This window comes from Paenibacillus sp. EB106-04-04-XG159, from assembly GCF_058791835.1.
This window is the reverse complement of sequence record NZ_JBYTDY010000001.1, coordinates 422,337-438,038: the sequence shown is the minus strand read 5'-3', so window position 1 is coordinate 438,038 and position 15,702 is coordinate 422,337. Positions and strand designations below refer to the sequence as shown.

The window sequence follows — 15,702 nt, the reverse complement described above, 5'->3', positions numbered from 1 at the left end:
CTAGACACCTTCTCTTTCCTTGCAGTCATAGAATGACTTGGCTGTACCTCTGCTCAGATCTATAGCCTTAAGTACTTCTTTAATTTGAGGAGATGCTTGACCCGCTCCATATACGGGTATTGCTTGCTTCAGCGCACGCTGAAACTCTGATGATACAGCGCGATGAATCGCTTCAATAATACTCTCTCGACTTTCTTCACAATCCAATATGGAAGCACTGCGCAAGCGGCCTTTCTGCCGATCACCAATGTTTACAGTCGCCACTGACAATGAAGGTGCTTCTATAATTCCACTAGAGGAGTTTCCAATCACAGCAGTTGTATACTTCATTGCGCTCAAATATCTTAGCTGCCCAAGTGAAGTCGTTAGATACACACGATCTCTTCGCTCAGCAGCATATTCTTCTAGCCTTGTGATCAAGCTTCTTCCACCAGCATCAGCATTAGGCTTTGTTATGATGACGGGGAAATCAGTAAAACGGTCTAGCGCCTCAAGCAGCTCATTCAGTGCTTCCAACGGCGTTATGTTCCCCCATGTTGCAGGATGATAAGTAACTAAAAAGTAAGGACGTTCCAATGAAAAGTTTAGTTGCCGACTTAATTCTTGTCTCGAGAGCAGTGCTGTTCTAGTAAGATGATCAAGTCCAGGCGCGCCAAAGTTATACACCCGATTCGGCTGCTCCCCAAGTTGGATAACTCGATTGCGATACGGTTCCGCTGCTGTAAAATGAACGTACGACATCTTCGTGATACTATGGCGAATCGATTCATCTACAGCACCCTCTGTTACTTCTCCCCCATATAGATGAGCAACCGGAATATTCGCAAACATGGCTGATTGAGCAGCTGCTAATGTCTCAAAACGATCGCCCGTCAGCACAACAATATCCGGTCGCAGCCGATCGAAGGCTTCCGCGAATCCTATGACACCAAGCCCAACAGACTGACTCATCGCTTTATGCGTATCACTGGACAACAGCATGTCTACTTTCCAGTCAATAGTGAAACCATCTTCTTTGATCGATCTGTATGTTAATCCGAACTGCGGCGACAGATGCATCCCTGTTACAATGACATGCAGATCCAGTTCTGGATCTTCTTGAATCTCTTTCATTAGCCAATAGACCAATCCATAGTCAGCTCTTGTCCCCGTAACTACTGCTATCTTGCGCATCTTATACACCTGCCAGAGTAGGACTGCTTGGTATATTAATGACCTGATGCTGCAATCTTTCGGTTATCGATAAAAGCATCCTTGGTGAATCCTGATACATCGGCAGCAAATGAAGCGGTGTCCAGATCGGACGGGTCATCCATCCTGCTTCATTCGTAGCCTCAAGTATACGTTGCAGCGCTTCTGAATCAGGTTTATCTAATACTAGAGCATTGAGCCAACAATTACTCCGCGCATACTCTGATTCTTCAAACAATCGCACACCTTCTATATGTTTAAACTGCTCTGCATAGCGTTTAGCCAGTTCTCTCTTCGCCGTAATAAAGGACTCAATCGATTCTAATTGAGCACAACCAAGCGCTGCATTCAGATTAGGCATCCGATAATTGTAGCCTGTTTCATCATGATAGAATGACCATTTATGCGGAATTTTTGCAGTCGTAGTCACATGCTTAGCGTGTTTGGCCAAGCTGCTGTCATTGGTAACTATCGCGCCGCCACCGCCCGTTGTCATCACCTTGTTTCCATTAAAGCTGAACGCTCCAATTTTGCCCAAGGTCCCTGTGTGCTGCTGTTTATAGGTCGATCCAAGCGATTCTGCAGCATCTTCAACACAAGTGATATGGTATCGTTCACAGAGGCTCAACAACGGATCCATATCAACAGGATGTCCGAATGTGTGCATAGGAACTACAGCACGAATAACTCGATTGGTAGATTTGCTAATACATACACCATCTTTAACAATCGCAATTTCTCGCAGATACGCTTCTAATTGATAAGGATCCAATCCTAATGTCTCTTCAGACACATCTACAAAATGTGGGATTGCTCCACAATAAGCTACAGCGTTTGCAGTAGCTACAAATGATAAAGATGGTATAAGCACTTCATCATCACGTTCAACACCCGCAAGCATTAAACTAATATGAAGTGCAGCTGTTCCATTAACTACTACCACTGCATGTTTAGCACCTAAGTAATCAGCTAGATCAGCCTCAAGTCGATCTACATAAGAACCAACCGATGAGACCCAGCCGTCATCAATACATGACTTGACATAGTTCCACTCATTCCCCTGAAATGTCGGTTCGTGCAGCGGTATAAATGGCTTAGGTTGTCCTACCACATGCTGCAAAGTACTAATTATATGTTCGGGTGTAAGTGTCATCTTCTTCACCAAGTTTCTATACGTTGTATATATCAGATTTGTACATTTGCAAATTCTTTGGATCCGCAAACCACTCAATGGTCTTTTCAAGACCCTTGCGAAGTCCCATTACTCCAGGGTATTTAGGTTCCCAGCCTAATAACTGCTTAGCCTTAGAATTACTTGCCCATAGTCGTTCCACTTCACTCTTAGCTGGTCGAAGACGCTCATCAGCAGTCTCATTCTGTACATTCTTGCCCATAATCTCAGCAATAAGGCTTACCGTATCTCCAATGCTTATCTCATAATTACTGCCGATATTGATCTCCTCGCCTATTGACTGTGGAGACTCAAGCATGGCTATAAAGCCTCGCACCGTATCCGCAACATAGTTAAAGTCTCTTGTTGGGTGAAGAGATCCGAGCTTAATCGTTTCTTTACCTGCTAGAACCTGAGTGATAACAGTCGGAATAATAGCTCGTGCTGACTGCCTAGGTCCATACGTGTTAAATGGTCGAATAACGCCCACTGGAAGCTCAAACGACCTGTAGAAAGACAATGCCATCTGATCAGCGCCAATCTTCGACGCAGAGTAAGGTGACTGTCCTTGAAGTGGATGCGCCTCATCAATAGGTACGTATCTCGCTGTTCCATATACCTCACTCGTTGATGTATGTACCATCTTGGATATACCCATTTCACGAGCTGCTTGAAGAACGTTTAAAGTACCTTTAACGTTTGTATCTACATATGTATCGGGTGAATGATAGGAGTATGGAATCGCGATAAGCGCTGCAAGATGAAGCACTCGATCACAGTCCTGCATAGCCGCCTTCACTCCGTGCGGATCACGGATATCTCCACTAAAAACTTCAAACTGTCCTTTCACATCAGGAGCGCATTGATCCAACCAGCCCCAGCTGTTAAAGGAATTGTATAATGTAAAAGCTTTAACTTCATAGCCTTCTCTAACCATTGCTTCGGTAAGATGAGAGCCGATAAAACCATCTGCTCCGGTAATTAATACTTTTTTACTCTGTGACATGGCCACTCACCTCAAATAAAATAATCAATTACCATCTTCCTGTGTAACCGTCTTATACCATTCATAAGCTTTGTATGGACTTATATCATTTATTGCTGTTAATAAACGACCAAACTCATTAATTCTGTTAAAATATTTATTGTCTCTGTATTCCGGGAAATTTTCACGGACATATTTTCTCATCTCAAATACTTTAGCGAATGGAGGTCTTTTGAATCTAGAAAATGCTAAATGCAGTGAATTGGCATAAAATAATTGAATAAAGCTAAATTCTATCGCATCCTTATTGTTTTCATAGAGACCTCTTTTGCGGTACTCTTCTAATTTCATAATCTCTATCGTTAAACGATCAAAGTGATGCATACTTTCGGTAGAAGTTATCGTTGAACTAGGATTGATAAAATAGTAATAATAGCATTCATTGATATGGTAATAAGTATTAGCATAAAAAAATACAAGCGGTCCCCACAAATTGTCTTCATAGAACAAATGCTCAGGAAACCACAGATCATGATCAATTATCATTTTTTTACGATATATTCTACTCCATATACCGGGTGTAGATCCGTCCAATATAATATTCTCACGTTTTGTTTCATCAAGCACGCCAGTAATGTAGGATAAGTCACGAATCTGTAGTGAACTATAGTCGTTCACACTTCGGGCCCGAACGCAATTGCAACTTACGATATCCGCATCGTTTTCTATAGCCTTGAAATATAAATGCTCGAACATATCTAGGCGTACCCAATCATCACTATCAACAAATCCGATATACTCACCTTTAGCAGCTCGTATCCCTAGATTTCTTGCTCCACCCTGCCGAAGGTTTACTTTTGAATCAATTACAAATACTTTATCGGGATACTCCCGTTCGTATTCTTTCATGATATCAATAGAATTATCGGGGGACGCATCATTAACTAGTATGATTTCAATATCTTCCATCGTCTGGTTAACTAATGAATCTAAGCATCTTCGCAGATATTGTTCTACATTATATATAGGGACTATCACACTTAGCCTTACCATCTTTAGTCACATCCCAAATGTATCTAATTATTCAAGTTCATAATCTAACAGTCTGATTTCAAACGGTGAATGCTGCTGGAGAACTCTGATTCCAGAAAAGGTATGAACTCTAAAATATGCTTAATTAGTAACTTCAAATACTTTTCAATTATACGAAATTTATCTCTAGGATTGGATAAAGAACTGATCTGAGAAATATATCGTTGATAACTGTTCATCATTGAGTTCAATCCAAAGCTAACATATATTTGATAAACTTTATTAGCTGAAATTCTACCCCACTGTTCAGCTATTTGATTAAGACCATTGATGAGTTCATTCATATTGTTTATTTTTTTGGTCATCCTATCAATTAACTTAAGTAGTTGTTGAAGTGAAAGTTTCAACGAGTGAAGATCATACTGATCACGTTCCAAACGACAAATTAGGTCTGATACTATGTTTTGTTGAGTATTACTATCAAACAATCTTTTTACAAAATTTTCATCTTGTGTATCTAACTCGTTGATAAGTAACTCACCAAGCGTTCGGAAAGGCGCCCCCTTAATTACTGCCCCATGCTGAGAAGCATTGGTGAAATCTACATCAGGAAATTGTTCAATCAATTGTTCTATGTCCTTTAAAGTAACGAACATTGTGTGATTTGTATCGTTTGTTGTTCCGAATACATTCGGGACTTTCATCGTTCCCTGATTCATTAATTGATCGATTACTGCGGAGTCCGCATGTTTGACGCCGGATGCATAATACTTTCGATTTGGAAATGATAAATCCTGACCAGTAAGTATAACTGACCTGCACCCCATATATGCAGCCAACTGAATACATAATCCGGTAACACTAAAGTTAGATTTGAATTTAGTAATTTCGGTAATATTGCTAAGCAAATGGGGTGTAACAATATCGAGATTCATAATGGTATAGGCCATATGTTTGCGGTTATCGTTAAGAATCTCTGGGTAAATAAAAGTGCCAAATACCATCGGAATATGATTAGTCTCAATTGATTCGAATGCCCTGTTATTTGCTACATTTCCATCCATAGATACAATAATATCTGGCTCAATATTATTAGCAAGTAAGGCTTGGGTACTTGTACCTGCAGCTATGATTATCGCTTTATTCTTTATCTCTTTAAGCAATTCCAAATCGTATTGTAATGAAGGACCTGAACCTACAACTACAGCTGGAATATTATCAAATTTGTTATGAAAAATAGATATATGGCTTGACTTTGAAATATAATATAAATTTCTTAATATATTGCTAATCCAATCATTGGAATATTGGCTAAAAGTAGCTAGATTACTTCTCTTCATCTTGGTGATTTGGACGGCTAGTTCATGAAATAACTCAATCTCATCACCAAATAACTTCGCATAAGTTGGAACGATTATTTCCGTAAATGACCCAACAACTTTATCAGTGTATAGGTTCAAAAATTTATTAATTACATCTCTATCTGTTCCTACTGCAATGTCCACAATATTCTTATTGTTTATTAATTCAAATAAGTCTATGCTCTCAATAGCTTTTGAAAAGATATACGGGCTAGGTTCATATACAAAAAAGAGTTTGTCAGGAAATCTCTTCATTAAAGCCTCTATATGATATCCAAGTCCTAGACCTATAACTAACAGTTGTTGTGAATCACTAATATCAGCAGTTACTTGATCTAGCCAAAGAGCTATCTCTCGTTCTGAATTGTAATTACTATACAAGTGAGCTACTCTACCATTCTGATCCAAACCTATGTTTAATCGTCCATCTCTTGCACGCGAAACTTGAAGAACACTTGGTATCTCTTTATCATCAATAATTACTGACAGTAGATGAGGAAAGCGATTCTGAATAGCCTCCATGTTGCTAATTCTTATACTCAATAGCAATCTTTACCTCCTTGCTCTTACTTACCAAGTCCTCAATAAGAGGTAAAAATTCGTACTGTATAATATCGGCAAAGCCAATGAAATTTCCCCACTCAATCTCATTAGATAATAATTCAATTACAGGTTCATAGCTTTGAATGAATTGATTCACAAATTCAGTCACAGAAGCATCAACTTTCACCTGCTGACTTAACTGTTGTAAGAATAGCATTGAAGTACCAATCCATTGAACAGAAGAAACAACAGTAGAAATAATAGGTTGTGAAGACTCAGCTGAGCCAGCATATAAAGGTTTAATATAATTCCCCATCTCTTCAATTACTCTTTCACAATATGTATTCAATTCTGTCCAAGTCATATCATAACTTTGTTGTTCTGTAATAGTAGTAATACTCACCGTTTCAATATCGTTATATCGCGATAACAATTCATTAGCATAGCCATCATAATACTGCATCCCATCAATATTCACACAATATAACAATTTATTATCATCCAAAATGCTTCTCGTTACATTTCCCCAAACTTCATCCATCTTTTCGTTTGAGTCGATATCGAACTCACTTATATCGTTATTAATTATTATTTTCACAATAACACCTCATTGGCTCTATTTATACTACTTATATCGGCACTCTCCCCCTCATTCGTGAGTTTTCATCATAAAATGAAATATTAATACAAAAAAATATCCTGAAGGTGATTTCACCTTCAGGATATTTATTAGGTCGCTAAGTATTAACCCAGCAATTTCAGTACGCTTTGTGGAGCGGAGTTAGCTTGAGCTAACATCGATGTTCCTGCTTGTACCAAAATTTGATTACGTGTAAAGTCTGTCATTTCTTTAGCCATATCTGCATTGCGGATACGGGATTCGGAAGCAGACAAGTTTTCATTCGTAACACCAAGGTTAGCGATTGTGTGTTCCAAACGGTTTTGAACAGCACCGAAGTCAGCGCGTTGTTCAGAAACTGTATTGATAGCAGCTTCAATTGTAGCAATTGCATCTTTAGCAGCTGTAGCAGAGCTAAGGGACAAGCCCGACAAAGACAATTCGTTTGCATTCATTGCCTTCAAAGTTGCTGTAAGTTGGTTGCTTCCATCAACACCAATTTGGAATGTAACAGAAGTAGAGAATGTAGCAGCGCCTGCTCCACCACTTCCTAACAATTGAATTCCATTGAAGTTAGTGGATTTAGCAATATTGTCGATCTCGGAGACCAGTTGGTCTACTTCCTTTTGAATGTTCGCACGGTCTTTGTCATCGTAAGTACCAGTAGCAGATTGGTTAGCCAATGTGTTCAAACGTTGCAGCATGGAGTGAACTTCTGTCAAAGCACCTTCAGCTGTTTGAATCAAAGAAACGCCGTCTTGCGCGTTACGCATAGCTTGAGTCATACCGTTCATTTGGAAACGCATCTTCTCGGAGATTGCAAGACCAGCAGCATCGTCTGCTGCACGGTTAATGCGGAAACCAGAAGACAATTTTTCCATTGTCTTACCCATTGCACTGTTGTTGATACCCAGGTTGCGGTGAGCGTTGATCGCGCCAACGTTCGTGTTAATAAACATAGACATTCTAATCATCCTCCATGATTATAAGTTATAGGTCACGTCCTTGCGACCTATTATATATATCGTTATTTCGTGAATAGAAGTTTATAGCAGATTCAAAAAAATTATTGTTTTTTGTCAAAATAATAGGCAGTATCATTCATCCGCCCTAGGTTATAATAGGCATTGGCAATGGTTTGATTCTGCTTCACAACTACGACTTGAGACTTAACGTCATTAAACTTACTTTCAACTAGTTTCAACAAAGACTGATGATTATGTATTAATTGTTGCAGCAGCATCTTTTCTTGCTCCTCATTTAATGACTCGATCGAAGAAGAGGAACTTTCAATAATCTGCTTGCACTTCTCCCATTCACCCTCGAACAGCAGGAAAGCAACATCATTCCACTCCGTACTTTGATGAATCTCGTTAGAAAGCTGCTTAATTAAACGATCCATTTCATGATAAACACTGATCTTATCTGAAACACTATGCATAGGATTTCCCTGCTGACATTTCTTTCCCCATTTCATTCCAAGCACTGCTAATAGACTGCAGCATCTCTATAACAACCGGAAGAGATTCTGTACTTTTGTTGAGATTAGCCGCTACCATCTGCTCAATCATATACAGATATAGATTCTTTAGATTGCTAGCGATCTCTCCCCCTTCTCTTTCATTAAGAGAAGAAATCAGTTCAAATACAATGTCTTGAGCCTTCAGCAGTGATTGATGAGCCGATTTATAATCCCCACTGTCCAAAAAGGTAATGGATTGATTTACGAATTTAATTGCACCTGCGTACAACATAGAGATTAAACGATGAGGAGAGGCCGTTTCATATTTGTTTTTCTGGTAAGCTTGATAACTCTTTGCTAGTGAAGGATTCACATTTCTATCCCCTTAACCTTTGGATTTACTTAGACCGGCCAGTTGACTGTTCAACCAATTCCCTTCACTCTGCAATTTACCCATTGCAACTTCCATAGAGGTAAATTGTCTCTTGAGACTTTGTTCTTTCTTCTCAAGGCGAATCAGCATATTTTCCATCGAATCATCGACGAAAGATATTTCGGAATCGTACCCTTTTATACGAGAATTCAGAATCCCATTCGTTGTACTCGTCCATCCATCAATTTTATCATTTATATTTCGCGCAATCCCATTAGAACTGCCTTCAAAATTGAAAAGTGTAATCACTTTATCGGGATTGTTTTCGAAGACCTCTTTAAATTTCTTTTCGTCAAGAGTTAGCTGACCCGTCATCTCCGATCCTTTTTTACCCTTGTCCATATCAATACCAATATCGGCAAGCATTACTTTAGTGGCAGGAGTATCACCTACGACTTTGGTCACCCAATCTGTTAGCTCCATATCCAATTGTCTAAGAGTAGAATCACCTTGCATGGGTTTATCTTTTGCCGTATTTTCACGAATGAGTTTACGGACATCATTGAAGGCGTCCACAAATTTTTTAACGTTCTCGTATACCTTATTGGTATCTTTTTGAGCCGTGATCAGGGATGAGGAGTTCTCTTTAAGAACCGTAATGGTAACTCCATCGATAACTCCTTTTATTTCATTTGTCGCACTTTCAACCACTAGTCCATTAACTTTAAGGCGTGCATCACTAGAATCTTGGACCATATTCCCATTAGGATCTGTCAAACTTCCCGTTATACCGATCTTATCTAACCCTGCTATCTGGGGACCAGTTGCACTATTAATCGTATTTTTCTTTCCTGTATTAGTTGAGGTTAGAACTAAAGTCTTGTTCCCTGTCGATGTCTCAACGACAGCTGCTGATATACTTTTAGATTTACCGTTAATATCATTCTTCAAATTCTCTAACACTTCTGCATCATTATTGCCTCTAAGCTTAAAATCAACGCCATCGATCGTGATTATATCATCGGGCTTAAGTGTATTGCCGGTCGCTGAGAATTCACTCGATTTGATTACATGGCTTTTAGCTAACTTCTCCACCTCAATATTATAGTTGCCCGTAGCCGCTTTAGATGTTCCCGATACTCTTACGGCAGATTCATCTGAGCTTTTAACAGTGGATATGTTAAAGCTACTATTGTAAGTCAATTCCGTAGTTGCTGTCTTTAACGTATTCAACTTCGTATTTATCGTACGAAATAGTTCCTGGGAAGTCTTTAGATCCTTCTTCTTCGTTTCTAGATTGTTATATGGTATGCGCTCTAACTGCATCAACTGGTCAATCATAGTCGCTGTATTAAGACCTGACGCAATACCTGACATACTAAAAGACATTATCCTGCACCACCTTTAATGTAATAGGCACTTATTGAATATCAAGCTTTCTCGTCCAAAAAGACACCGACCATCTCTTTCATCCGAATCGACAATTCCAGCAAATATTCTGCAGGTGAAGTGGCAATAACCTCTCTTGAGGCCTGATCCAGCAGCTCCACTACGATTTGTTCGGCTTCTTCATGGTACTTCAATCTAATCTCTGTTCCAGATGTCTTAATAGTTTGATTCAACTGCTGCAGAGCTAGCTCAACCTGTTTCTTGTCCGATTCCAAATACGGCTCGAGATCAGTCTTGCCGAGCTGCGGCAGTATGTTTCCCATATTACTTGTATTAATGGACCTCGGAAGCGAGAATCCTGCTTTACCTTGTTGAAAGTCTACGCTGCCGGTATTATATCGATGAATTTCGTTCATCTTATTTCCACCTCACCAGACCGTTTGATTTACAGTATTACTCCCTATTTCTTAAAATTCTTAAGTACATTATCTATCTGTTGCTTATTAGGCTTGATCGTTTCAGCCGCAGCATTCTCTGCAGCAATGCCTTGGTGAAGCTCCTTGCGCATAATCTGAACATGCTGCGGGGCGTTAAAGCCGAGCTTCACATAATCGCCTTCGACACCAAGCACAACGACTTCAACATCGTCGCCAATCATCACTTTCTCTCCGACTTTTCGTTTAAGTACGAGCAGAGTCATCGCCTCCTTCACGCAGCACATGGCGAATCGGGAGCTCCGCATTGTGAATGATGTATTGGCATGCCTTTCTGGTCAATGGAGCTAGAATCACCGGGGCACGTAAGTTAACGCTCACCTGACCGTCATTCAGATTGACGACAAGCATCGTGATGGCATCTTCCGGTCCGTTTAACCCAAGAGAATGAACTGTGGCAGGATCAAGCTCTATCGTGAAATTATCTACTTGATCGGCAGGCAGCAGAATAAAGCTAATATCCTCCTGAACCGCATGCAATACATAGAAGGGAGTATCTTCATATGGAATCAAGGCATACTCGCGAATGGCTTGAAAACCAATCATTCCCTTGGTCATATCGAACAGCTGATGTTTATGCGGCTTCAATTCTCCATAAACAGAGCTGTGTATCACTACTTCATCCGCTTCACTCGCTATACTCACTCTCGAACAACACCTTTCGTTTCTACTTTAATCTCAGGCGGATAGATCCTCACGTCTATCGAAACACCGAATCTGGGCAGCGCTTGAAGCTGTACTTCCTTCACACCGCTTCTAATGTAACGTTGGAAGGCCAACTCACCATAAGTCACTTTATTCTTCGCGATGTTGCCCAACTGATCGCCTTCTTGCGTATGTTGAGCGATACTTTCCAGCCCCTTCTGAAAGGCATTGGACTTCAGTTCATTAGCGAGCGAAGAAGGCGGCAGCACTCCGATCTCTTCCCAGACCGCTTCCCAATCCGCATCCATCTCTGGATTGCGGGTCGAGATATGAAGCTCAGCTGGCTCATACCGAAAGGAATGAGATTGAATCTGACGAATAATGCTAGAAATCTGCACCGTTGCTGCCACCTTCACTTTCTATAGCAATTTAGGTCAACGATTATCGGATAAAGTCGATCAAGGATACCTGCATAATGCGAGCCCCAGTTGCGAGCGAGGCCTGCAGAACGTTCTCTTGTGTCTTGAGCTTAATAAACGCTCCTGGCATATCCACATCCGCCACATCCGCGCGTTGCTCAGTCAACGAAACTTTATCATCTTGCAGACGATTCTCCATGAGCTCGAAGCGATTCATTCGTGCGCCGATCTCTGACCATTGTGTTACGATCCGATCAACATGTAAGTCAACTCTCGTCATACTATCTGCAATCTGTTTCGTATCATTTGTTTCAAGCGCACTAATCAAATCATCCATCATACGAAATACATTATCATTGTCCGGCGTTGCAGGCTTGCTAAGGTCTACCGCACCGCCGAATATGAGTTCTCCAGTAATACTCACAGGAACTGTTACGGCTGGGCTTACATTAAGCTCGTATACGCCTTTATCCGTCGTCTCCGTTGATGCGCCGTTCACCGTATATGGCGGGCGGTCTGTCATCTGCCCATTAAATAGATAACGTCCATTATAGGAGCTGTTTCCAATCATAACGAGCTGCTCTTTGAGCTGCTTCATCTCTGCAGATATCGCCTTGCGAGCATCATCTGGCGTAGTTCCGGTAGAGGCTTGCTGAGCTAATACCCGAACACGCTTCAATACATCGTTTGCTTGCTGCATCAAGGAATCCATCGTGCTAAGCATTCCAGAACCCATCGAAGCGTTAGTTGCATACTCATCATTGCGGCTTAATTCCGTGTCATAACGCATCTGATAGCCGATCCCTACTGGGTCGTCGCCTGGTCGATGAATCTTCTGCGCCGACGCCAGTTTGTTCTGCAGATCCGTGATTTCGCTATTATTGTGACGCATATTCTTAAGCAGCTGCGTGTTCTGCATACTTCCTGTTACTCGCATGTTTATCCTCCTTCGTCAATACCTATGTTAGCGTCCGACTAGTCCCATCTGGTTAATAACGCGATCCAGCATTTCATCAACAGTCGTCATATTCCGAGCTGCTGCATTATAAGCGTGCTGGAATCGAATCATGTCAGCCATCTCTTCATCAAGGGATACACCGCTGACCGATTGACGTCTGAGATCGACATTGTCCACCATATCTTGTTGAACCTTGACATTCCGTCCTGCATTGGCAGAGCGTGTTCCCAGATCCCCCACTAAGGCTCGATAGAAATCATCCGTTGTACCCGTTGACATGGCAGTCAGATCCTTCGGAAATTCAAATATCGCGTCTCGCATCGAAGCTAGCCCGTGCGCGATAACACTGTTGCCTTTGACCGTAACATTTTGACCATTTTCCACATTGTAACGGCCGGAAGCTGCGATCATATTCGTATCTTTCACGATATCAGAATTAACCTGAATGTTATCGATCGTGAACGCTGTCCCACCATCCATCGTGGTGAAGAATGGAATACCCGACTTAGCAGGGTCCGATAGCGAATAACCCATCTGATGCAGGCCGTTGAAGCCTTGTACATCCACTTTAACGGAACTTGATAGCACTGAACCTGCTGGAATGGTGCTGCCTGGCTGAATCACCGTGCCATTTTCTAATGTAGTAGCCGTCTTCGCGATCATATCCTGTGCAGCAACGTACCCCGAAGGCAACTCGACTTCTACCTTGCCAGTGACCATCGTGTTGACCATCGCATTCAGCTGGGTACGCATCCGTTCCACTTCAGCCAGCGACTTATTATATCCGCTCAATTCACCTGCTGTTGCAGTATCGAGTATATCTTCGGTCAGGAATGTAACCGCATCGTCTTCCATGACAACCTGTCCGCCCGCGGTTAACGTCATTTCGCCATAAGCGCCTTCTACCACTTGAACATCAATAATAGTTGATAGCTTATCAATCAATAGATCCCGCTGGTCGCGGAAGTCATTCGCATTGTCGTTAAGACCTTCAACCTTCTTGATCATTTGCGTTAGATTATTAATGTTATTAATGAGATCATTAGCTTCTGTGATCTTGATATTAATATTGGTATTAATGTCATCCTGCAGCTTCGTCAGCGAGCTGCCGACATGCTTAATCATATCTGTCATATTGGTCGCCGCGCCTATTACCTCTACACGGGCACTTAACAAGCTTGGATCTCGGTTCAGTACTTCCCATGAATCCCAGAACTTATCCATTACCGCTCTTAGACCGTTGTCAGACGGCTCATTTAAGAATCCCTCTATGGAGCTAATGGAGCTGTTCAGAATCTGCCATTCACCCAAGCTTTGATTCTCTCTTCGATATTGCACATCTAGAAATGAATCACGAACTCGCGTAATGCTGTCATATTGAACCCCTGTACCCAGCTGCCCTGGAGCAACAGAGGAGTACATGCCCGGCATCTCTAGCGGGCGTGTTGCCGAAGCGCTGACGCGCTGGCGTGTATAGCCTTCTGTCGATGCATTCGCAATATTGTGTCCTAACGTCTGCATCATCGTGTTCTGCACAAACAGTGAGCGTTTGCTCGTCTCTAATCCATGAAAAGTAGATCTCATACGATACCTTCCTTTACCCGTTCATAGTTATGCTCTAGTGTCCAGGCGTCCTGCCGTCCAAACTGAGCGATTGCTTTGTTCCGGCCGTTTATAAGTAAGACCTTCATCTGGATATTCAATCATCAGATCAAGTCGATAATTAACATATTGCAGCGATTGATCAAGCAGCTGCTGATTATGATCGTTAAGCTCCTTCAACGACTCCAGTGTGTCATTCAGCTTCAGCTGTACAGCGCGCAGGCTCTGACGCTGATCAGGATCAAACACCAGCTTCGATAGCTCTGTAACCGTGAGCTTTAACTGCGAGCGTATCCCCTTGCTCTGGATGAAGGCATATGAACGATCAAGGAGCTGCTGCTCCGCTTCAGCGATCTGTTTCATCAACGATTTCTCAGCTTGTGTACACTTTAGCAGCTGATCGATATCGTTCTCAACGATGACTCTCGTCTTCCGGCGCGCGCTCTCAATAAGCTCCTGATAGTGGCCTTCTAATGTATATAAGTTATCGATTATAGCTCCAATCTCCATTCAATCGCCCCCTATTCCTATAGCATCGCCCATCAGTCTATTATTCTGAGTAACGGCGAAATATTGGCAAAAGCTTCTCCGCTACTTTCTCGGCGTCTACATGATAAGTCCCAGTAGAAATCGCCTGTTTCAGCTCTTGAATGCGATCAGCACGACTCGTATCCTGAGCTTTATTCTGTGCGTCGAGCATCTCCTTCGCTTCAGTGGAGATCGATACCTCGTCCTTCCGCGCCGAGGGCTTCGTCGTCCGCTGCATAGCTGATTGACGCTGATATTGCTGCGCTGCACCTATCCGTTGTGTATCATTAATCTTCATCATGTTCACCTCTTCACTCAACTAAAGGAATATATATCGAAACCTTATCCGAATTCATACCTCTATATGCTCCACAATGACAAAAAGCCGATAACCTTTACTAAGATTATCGGCTTCACTGTCATAAATATTTAGTCTCTTCCTCAATAAATCGCTTGACTATTAGAAAATAATTACTATCGGTTCAAATCCTTCTCCGCTGTACGGTATGTAGCTGCCTGCTGAGAAGCATTGCGCGCGGCTCTTGCCGCATCCTCTGCACTATGATCCTGTGAACGCTTCAGATCGCCAATTAATCTGCGGCGACAATCCTCACAAATATTTCCCACATTGATAGGACTTCCGCAAGTCTCGCAGTCGTAGAACATATTCGGCGCGTCTGCAATCGAGATGCGTCCTTCGCGGATAAACTTCGTAATCTGACTCATGCTGACACCTGTTGCCTCAGACAGTTCAAACATCGTCGCTTTCCGTTCTTTTCGCAAATAGTCCACGCATTTGTTGTATTCAGCCTCAATGTCCTTCAAACAATGGGGACACAGATCACGAAATGCCTTCGCGAATAACCGTCCGCAACGGTAACAGTTGCACAATTCCATTGCCGTCACCTCTTCTGTCATCACTTTACCTAT

At 41.8% G+C, this 15,702-nt stretch carries 19 protein-coding genes; all 19 read right to left on the bottom strand.

The features are described from left to right. The 19 genes from neuC to AC3WTP_RS01850 all read right to left on the bottom strand — a co-directional run bounded on the left by neuC (position 1) and on the right by AC3WTP_RS01850 (position 15,669). A complete protein-coding gene (gene neuC / locus AC3WTP_RS01940) occupies positions 1-1,173 on the bottom strand; it encodes a UDP-N-acetylglucosamine 2-epimerase (protein WP_492392883.1) in 1,173 nt (390 codons plus the stop codon). A 1-nt stretch (position 1,174) separates the two neighbouring features. Then, a complete protein-coding gene (locus AC3WTP_RS01935; RefSeq protein WP_492392882.1) occupies positions 1,175-2,344 on the bottom strand; it encodes a LegC family aminotransferase in 1,170 nt (389 codons plus the stop codon). A 16-nt stretch (positions 2,345-2,360) separates the two neighbouring features. Next, complete coding sequence (locus tag AC3WTP_RS01930; RefSeq protein ID WP_492392881.1) at positions 2,361-3,368, bottom strand: NAD-dependent 4,6-dehydratase LegB; 1,008 nt, start codon at positions 3,366-3,368, stop codon at positions 2,361-2,363. Positions 3,369-3,392: 24 nt separating this feature from the next. Then, positions 3,393-4,400, bottom strand: coding sequence for a glycosyltransferase family 2 protein (locus AC3WTP_RS01925; RefSeq protein ID WP_492392880.1), 1,008 nt, complete (start codon positions 4,398-4,400; stop codon positions 3,393-3,395). Between the two features lie 44 nt (positions 4,401-4,444). Continuing rightward, positions 4,445-6,283: a motility associated factor glycosyltransferase family protein gene (locus tag AC3WTP_RS01920; RefSeq protein WP_492392879.1), complete on the bottom strand. Its 1,839-nt coding sequence runs from the start codon at positions 6,281-6,283 to the stop codon at positions 4,445-4,447. After that, positions 6,267-6,881, bottom strand: coding sequence for a DUF8042 domain-containing protein (locus AC3WTP_RS01915; RefSeq protein ID WP_492392878.1), 615 nt, complete (start codon positions 6,879-6,881; stop codon positions 6,267-6,269). The genes AC3WTP_RS01920 and AC3WTP_RS01915 overlap by 17 nt, the downstream gene beginning before the upstream one ends. Before the next feature lie 146 nt (positions 6,882-7,027). After that, on the bottom strand, positions 7,028-7,867 hold the full coding sequence (locus tag AC3WTP_RS01910) for a flagellin N-terminal helical domain-containing protein (protein ID WP_492392877.1): 840 nt from the start codon (positions 7,865-7,867) through the stop codon (positions 7,028-7,030). 101 nt (positions 7,868-7,968) lie between these two features. Beyond that, the gene (locus AC3WTP_RS01905) at positions 7,969-8,343 is read right to left on the bottom strand and encodes a hypothetical protein (RefSeq protein ID WP_492392876.1); all 375 of its coding nucleotides are present in this window, start codon (positions 8,341-8,343) and stop codon (positions 7,969-7,971) included. Next, on the bottom strand, positions 8,336-8,737 hold the full coding sequence (gene fliS / locus AC3WTP_RS01900; protein WP_492392875.1) for a flagellar export chaperone FliS: 402 nt from the start codon (positions 8,735-8,737) through the stop codon (positions 8,336-8,338). Before fliS ends, AC3WTP_RS01905 begins: the two co-directional genes overlap by 8 nt. 12 nt (positions 8,738-8,749) lie before the next feature. Continuing rightward, positions 8,750-10,126: a flagellar filament capping protein FliD gene (gene fliD / locus AC3WTP_RS01895; protein ID WP_492392874.1), complete on the bottom strand. Its 1,377-nt coding sequence runs from the start codon at positions 10,124-10,126 to the stop codon at positions 8,750-8,752. 41 nt (positions 10,127-10,167) lie between these two features. After that, positions 10,168-10,542, bottom strand: a complete 375-nt coding sequence (locus AC3WTP_RS01890) for a flagellar protein FlaG (RefSeq protein ID WP_492392873.1) — start codon at positions 10,540-10,542, stop codon at positions 10,168-10,170. 44 nt (positions 10,543-10,586) lie between these two features. Beyond that, complete coding sequence (csrA, locus tag AC3WTP_RS01885) at positions 10,587-10,826, bottom strand: carbon storage regulator CsrA (protein WP_458569897.1); 240 nt, start codon at positions 10,824-10,826, stop codon at positions 10,587-10,589. Then, positions 10,807-11,265 (bottom strand): flagellar assembly protein FliW, encoded by a 459-nt coding sequence (gene fliW / locus AC3WTP_RS01880; RefSeq protein WP_492392872.1) that lies wholly within the window; start codon positions 11,263-11,265, stop codon positions 10,807-10,809. The genes csrA and fliW overlap by 20 nt, the downstream gene beginning before the upstream one ends. Next, a complete protein-coding gene (locus AC3WTP_RS01875) occupies positions 11,262-11,663 on the bottom strand; it encodes a DUF6470 family protein (RefSeq protein WP_492392871.1) in 402 nt (133 codons plus the stop codon). The genes fliW and AC3WTP_RS01875 overlap by 4 nt, the downstream gene beginning before the upstream one ends. A 43-nt stretch (positions 11,664-11,706) precedes the next feature. Then, on the bottom strand, positions 11,707-12,621 hold the full coding sequence (flgL, locus tag AC3WTP_RS01870) for a flagellar hook-associated protein FlgL (RefSeq protein ID WP_492392870.1): 915 nt from the start codon (positions 12,619-12,621) through the stop codon (positions 11,707-11,709). A gap of 27 nt (positions 12,622-12,648) precedes the next feature. Further along, positions 12,649-14,226: a flagellar hook-associated protein FlgK gene (flgK, locus tag AC3WTP_RS01865; protein WP_492392869.1), complete on the bottom strand. Its 1,578-nt coding sequence runs from the start codon at positions 14,224-14,226 to the stop codon at positions 12,649-12,651. A 27-nt stretch (positions 14,227-14,253) separates the two neighbouring features. After that, complete coding sequence (locus tag AC3WTP_RS01860; protein WP_492392868.1) at positions 14,254-14,754, bottom strand: flagellar protein FlgN; 501 nt, start codon at positions 14,752-14,754, stop codon at positions 14,254-14,256. 40 nt (positions 14,755-14,794) lie between these two features. After that, positions 14,795-15,070: a flagellar biosynthesis anti-sigma factor FlgM gene (gene flgM / locus AC3WTP_RS01855; RefSeq protein WP_492392963.1), complete on the bottom strand. Its 276-nt coding sequence runs from the start codon at positions 15,068-15,070 to the stop codon at positions 14,795-14,797. A gap of 176 nt (positions 15,071-15,246) precedes the next feature. Further along, positions 15,247-15,669, bottom strand: a complete 423-nt coding sequence (locus AC3WTP_RS01850; RefSeq protein ID WP_492392962.1) for a TIGR03826 family flagellar region protein — start codon at positions 15,667-15,669, stop codon at positions 15,247-15,249. Between the last annotated feature and the right edge of the window lie 33 nt (positions 15,670-15,702).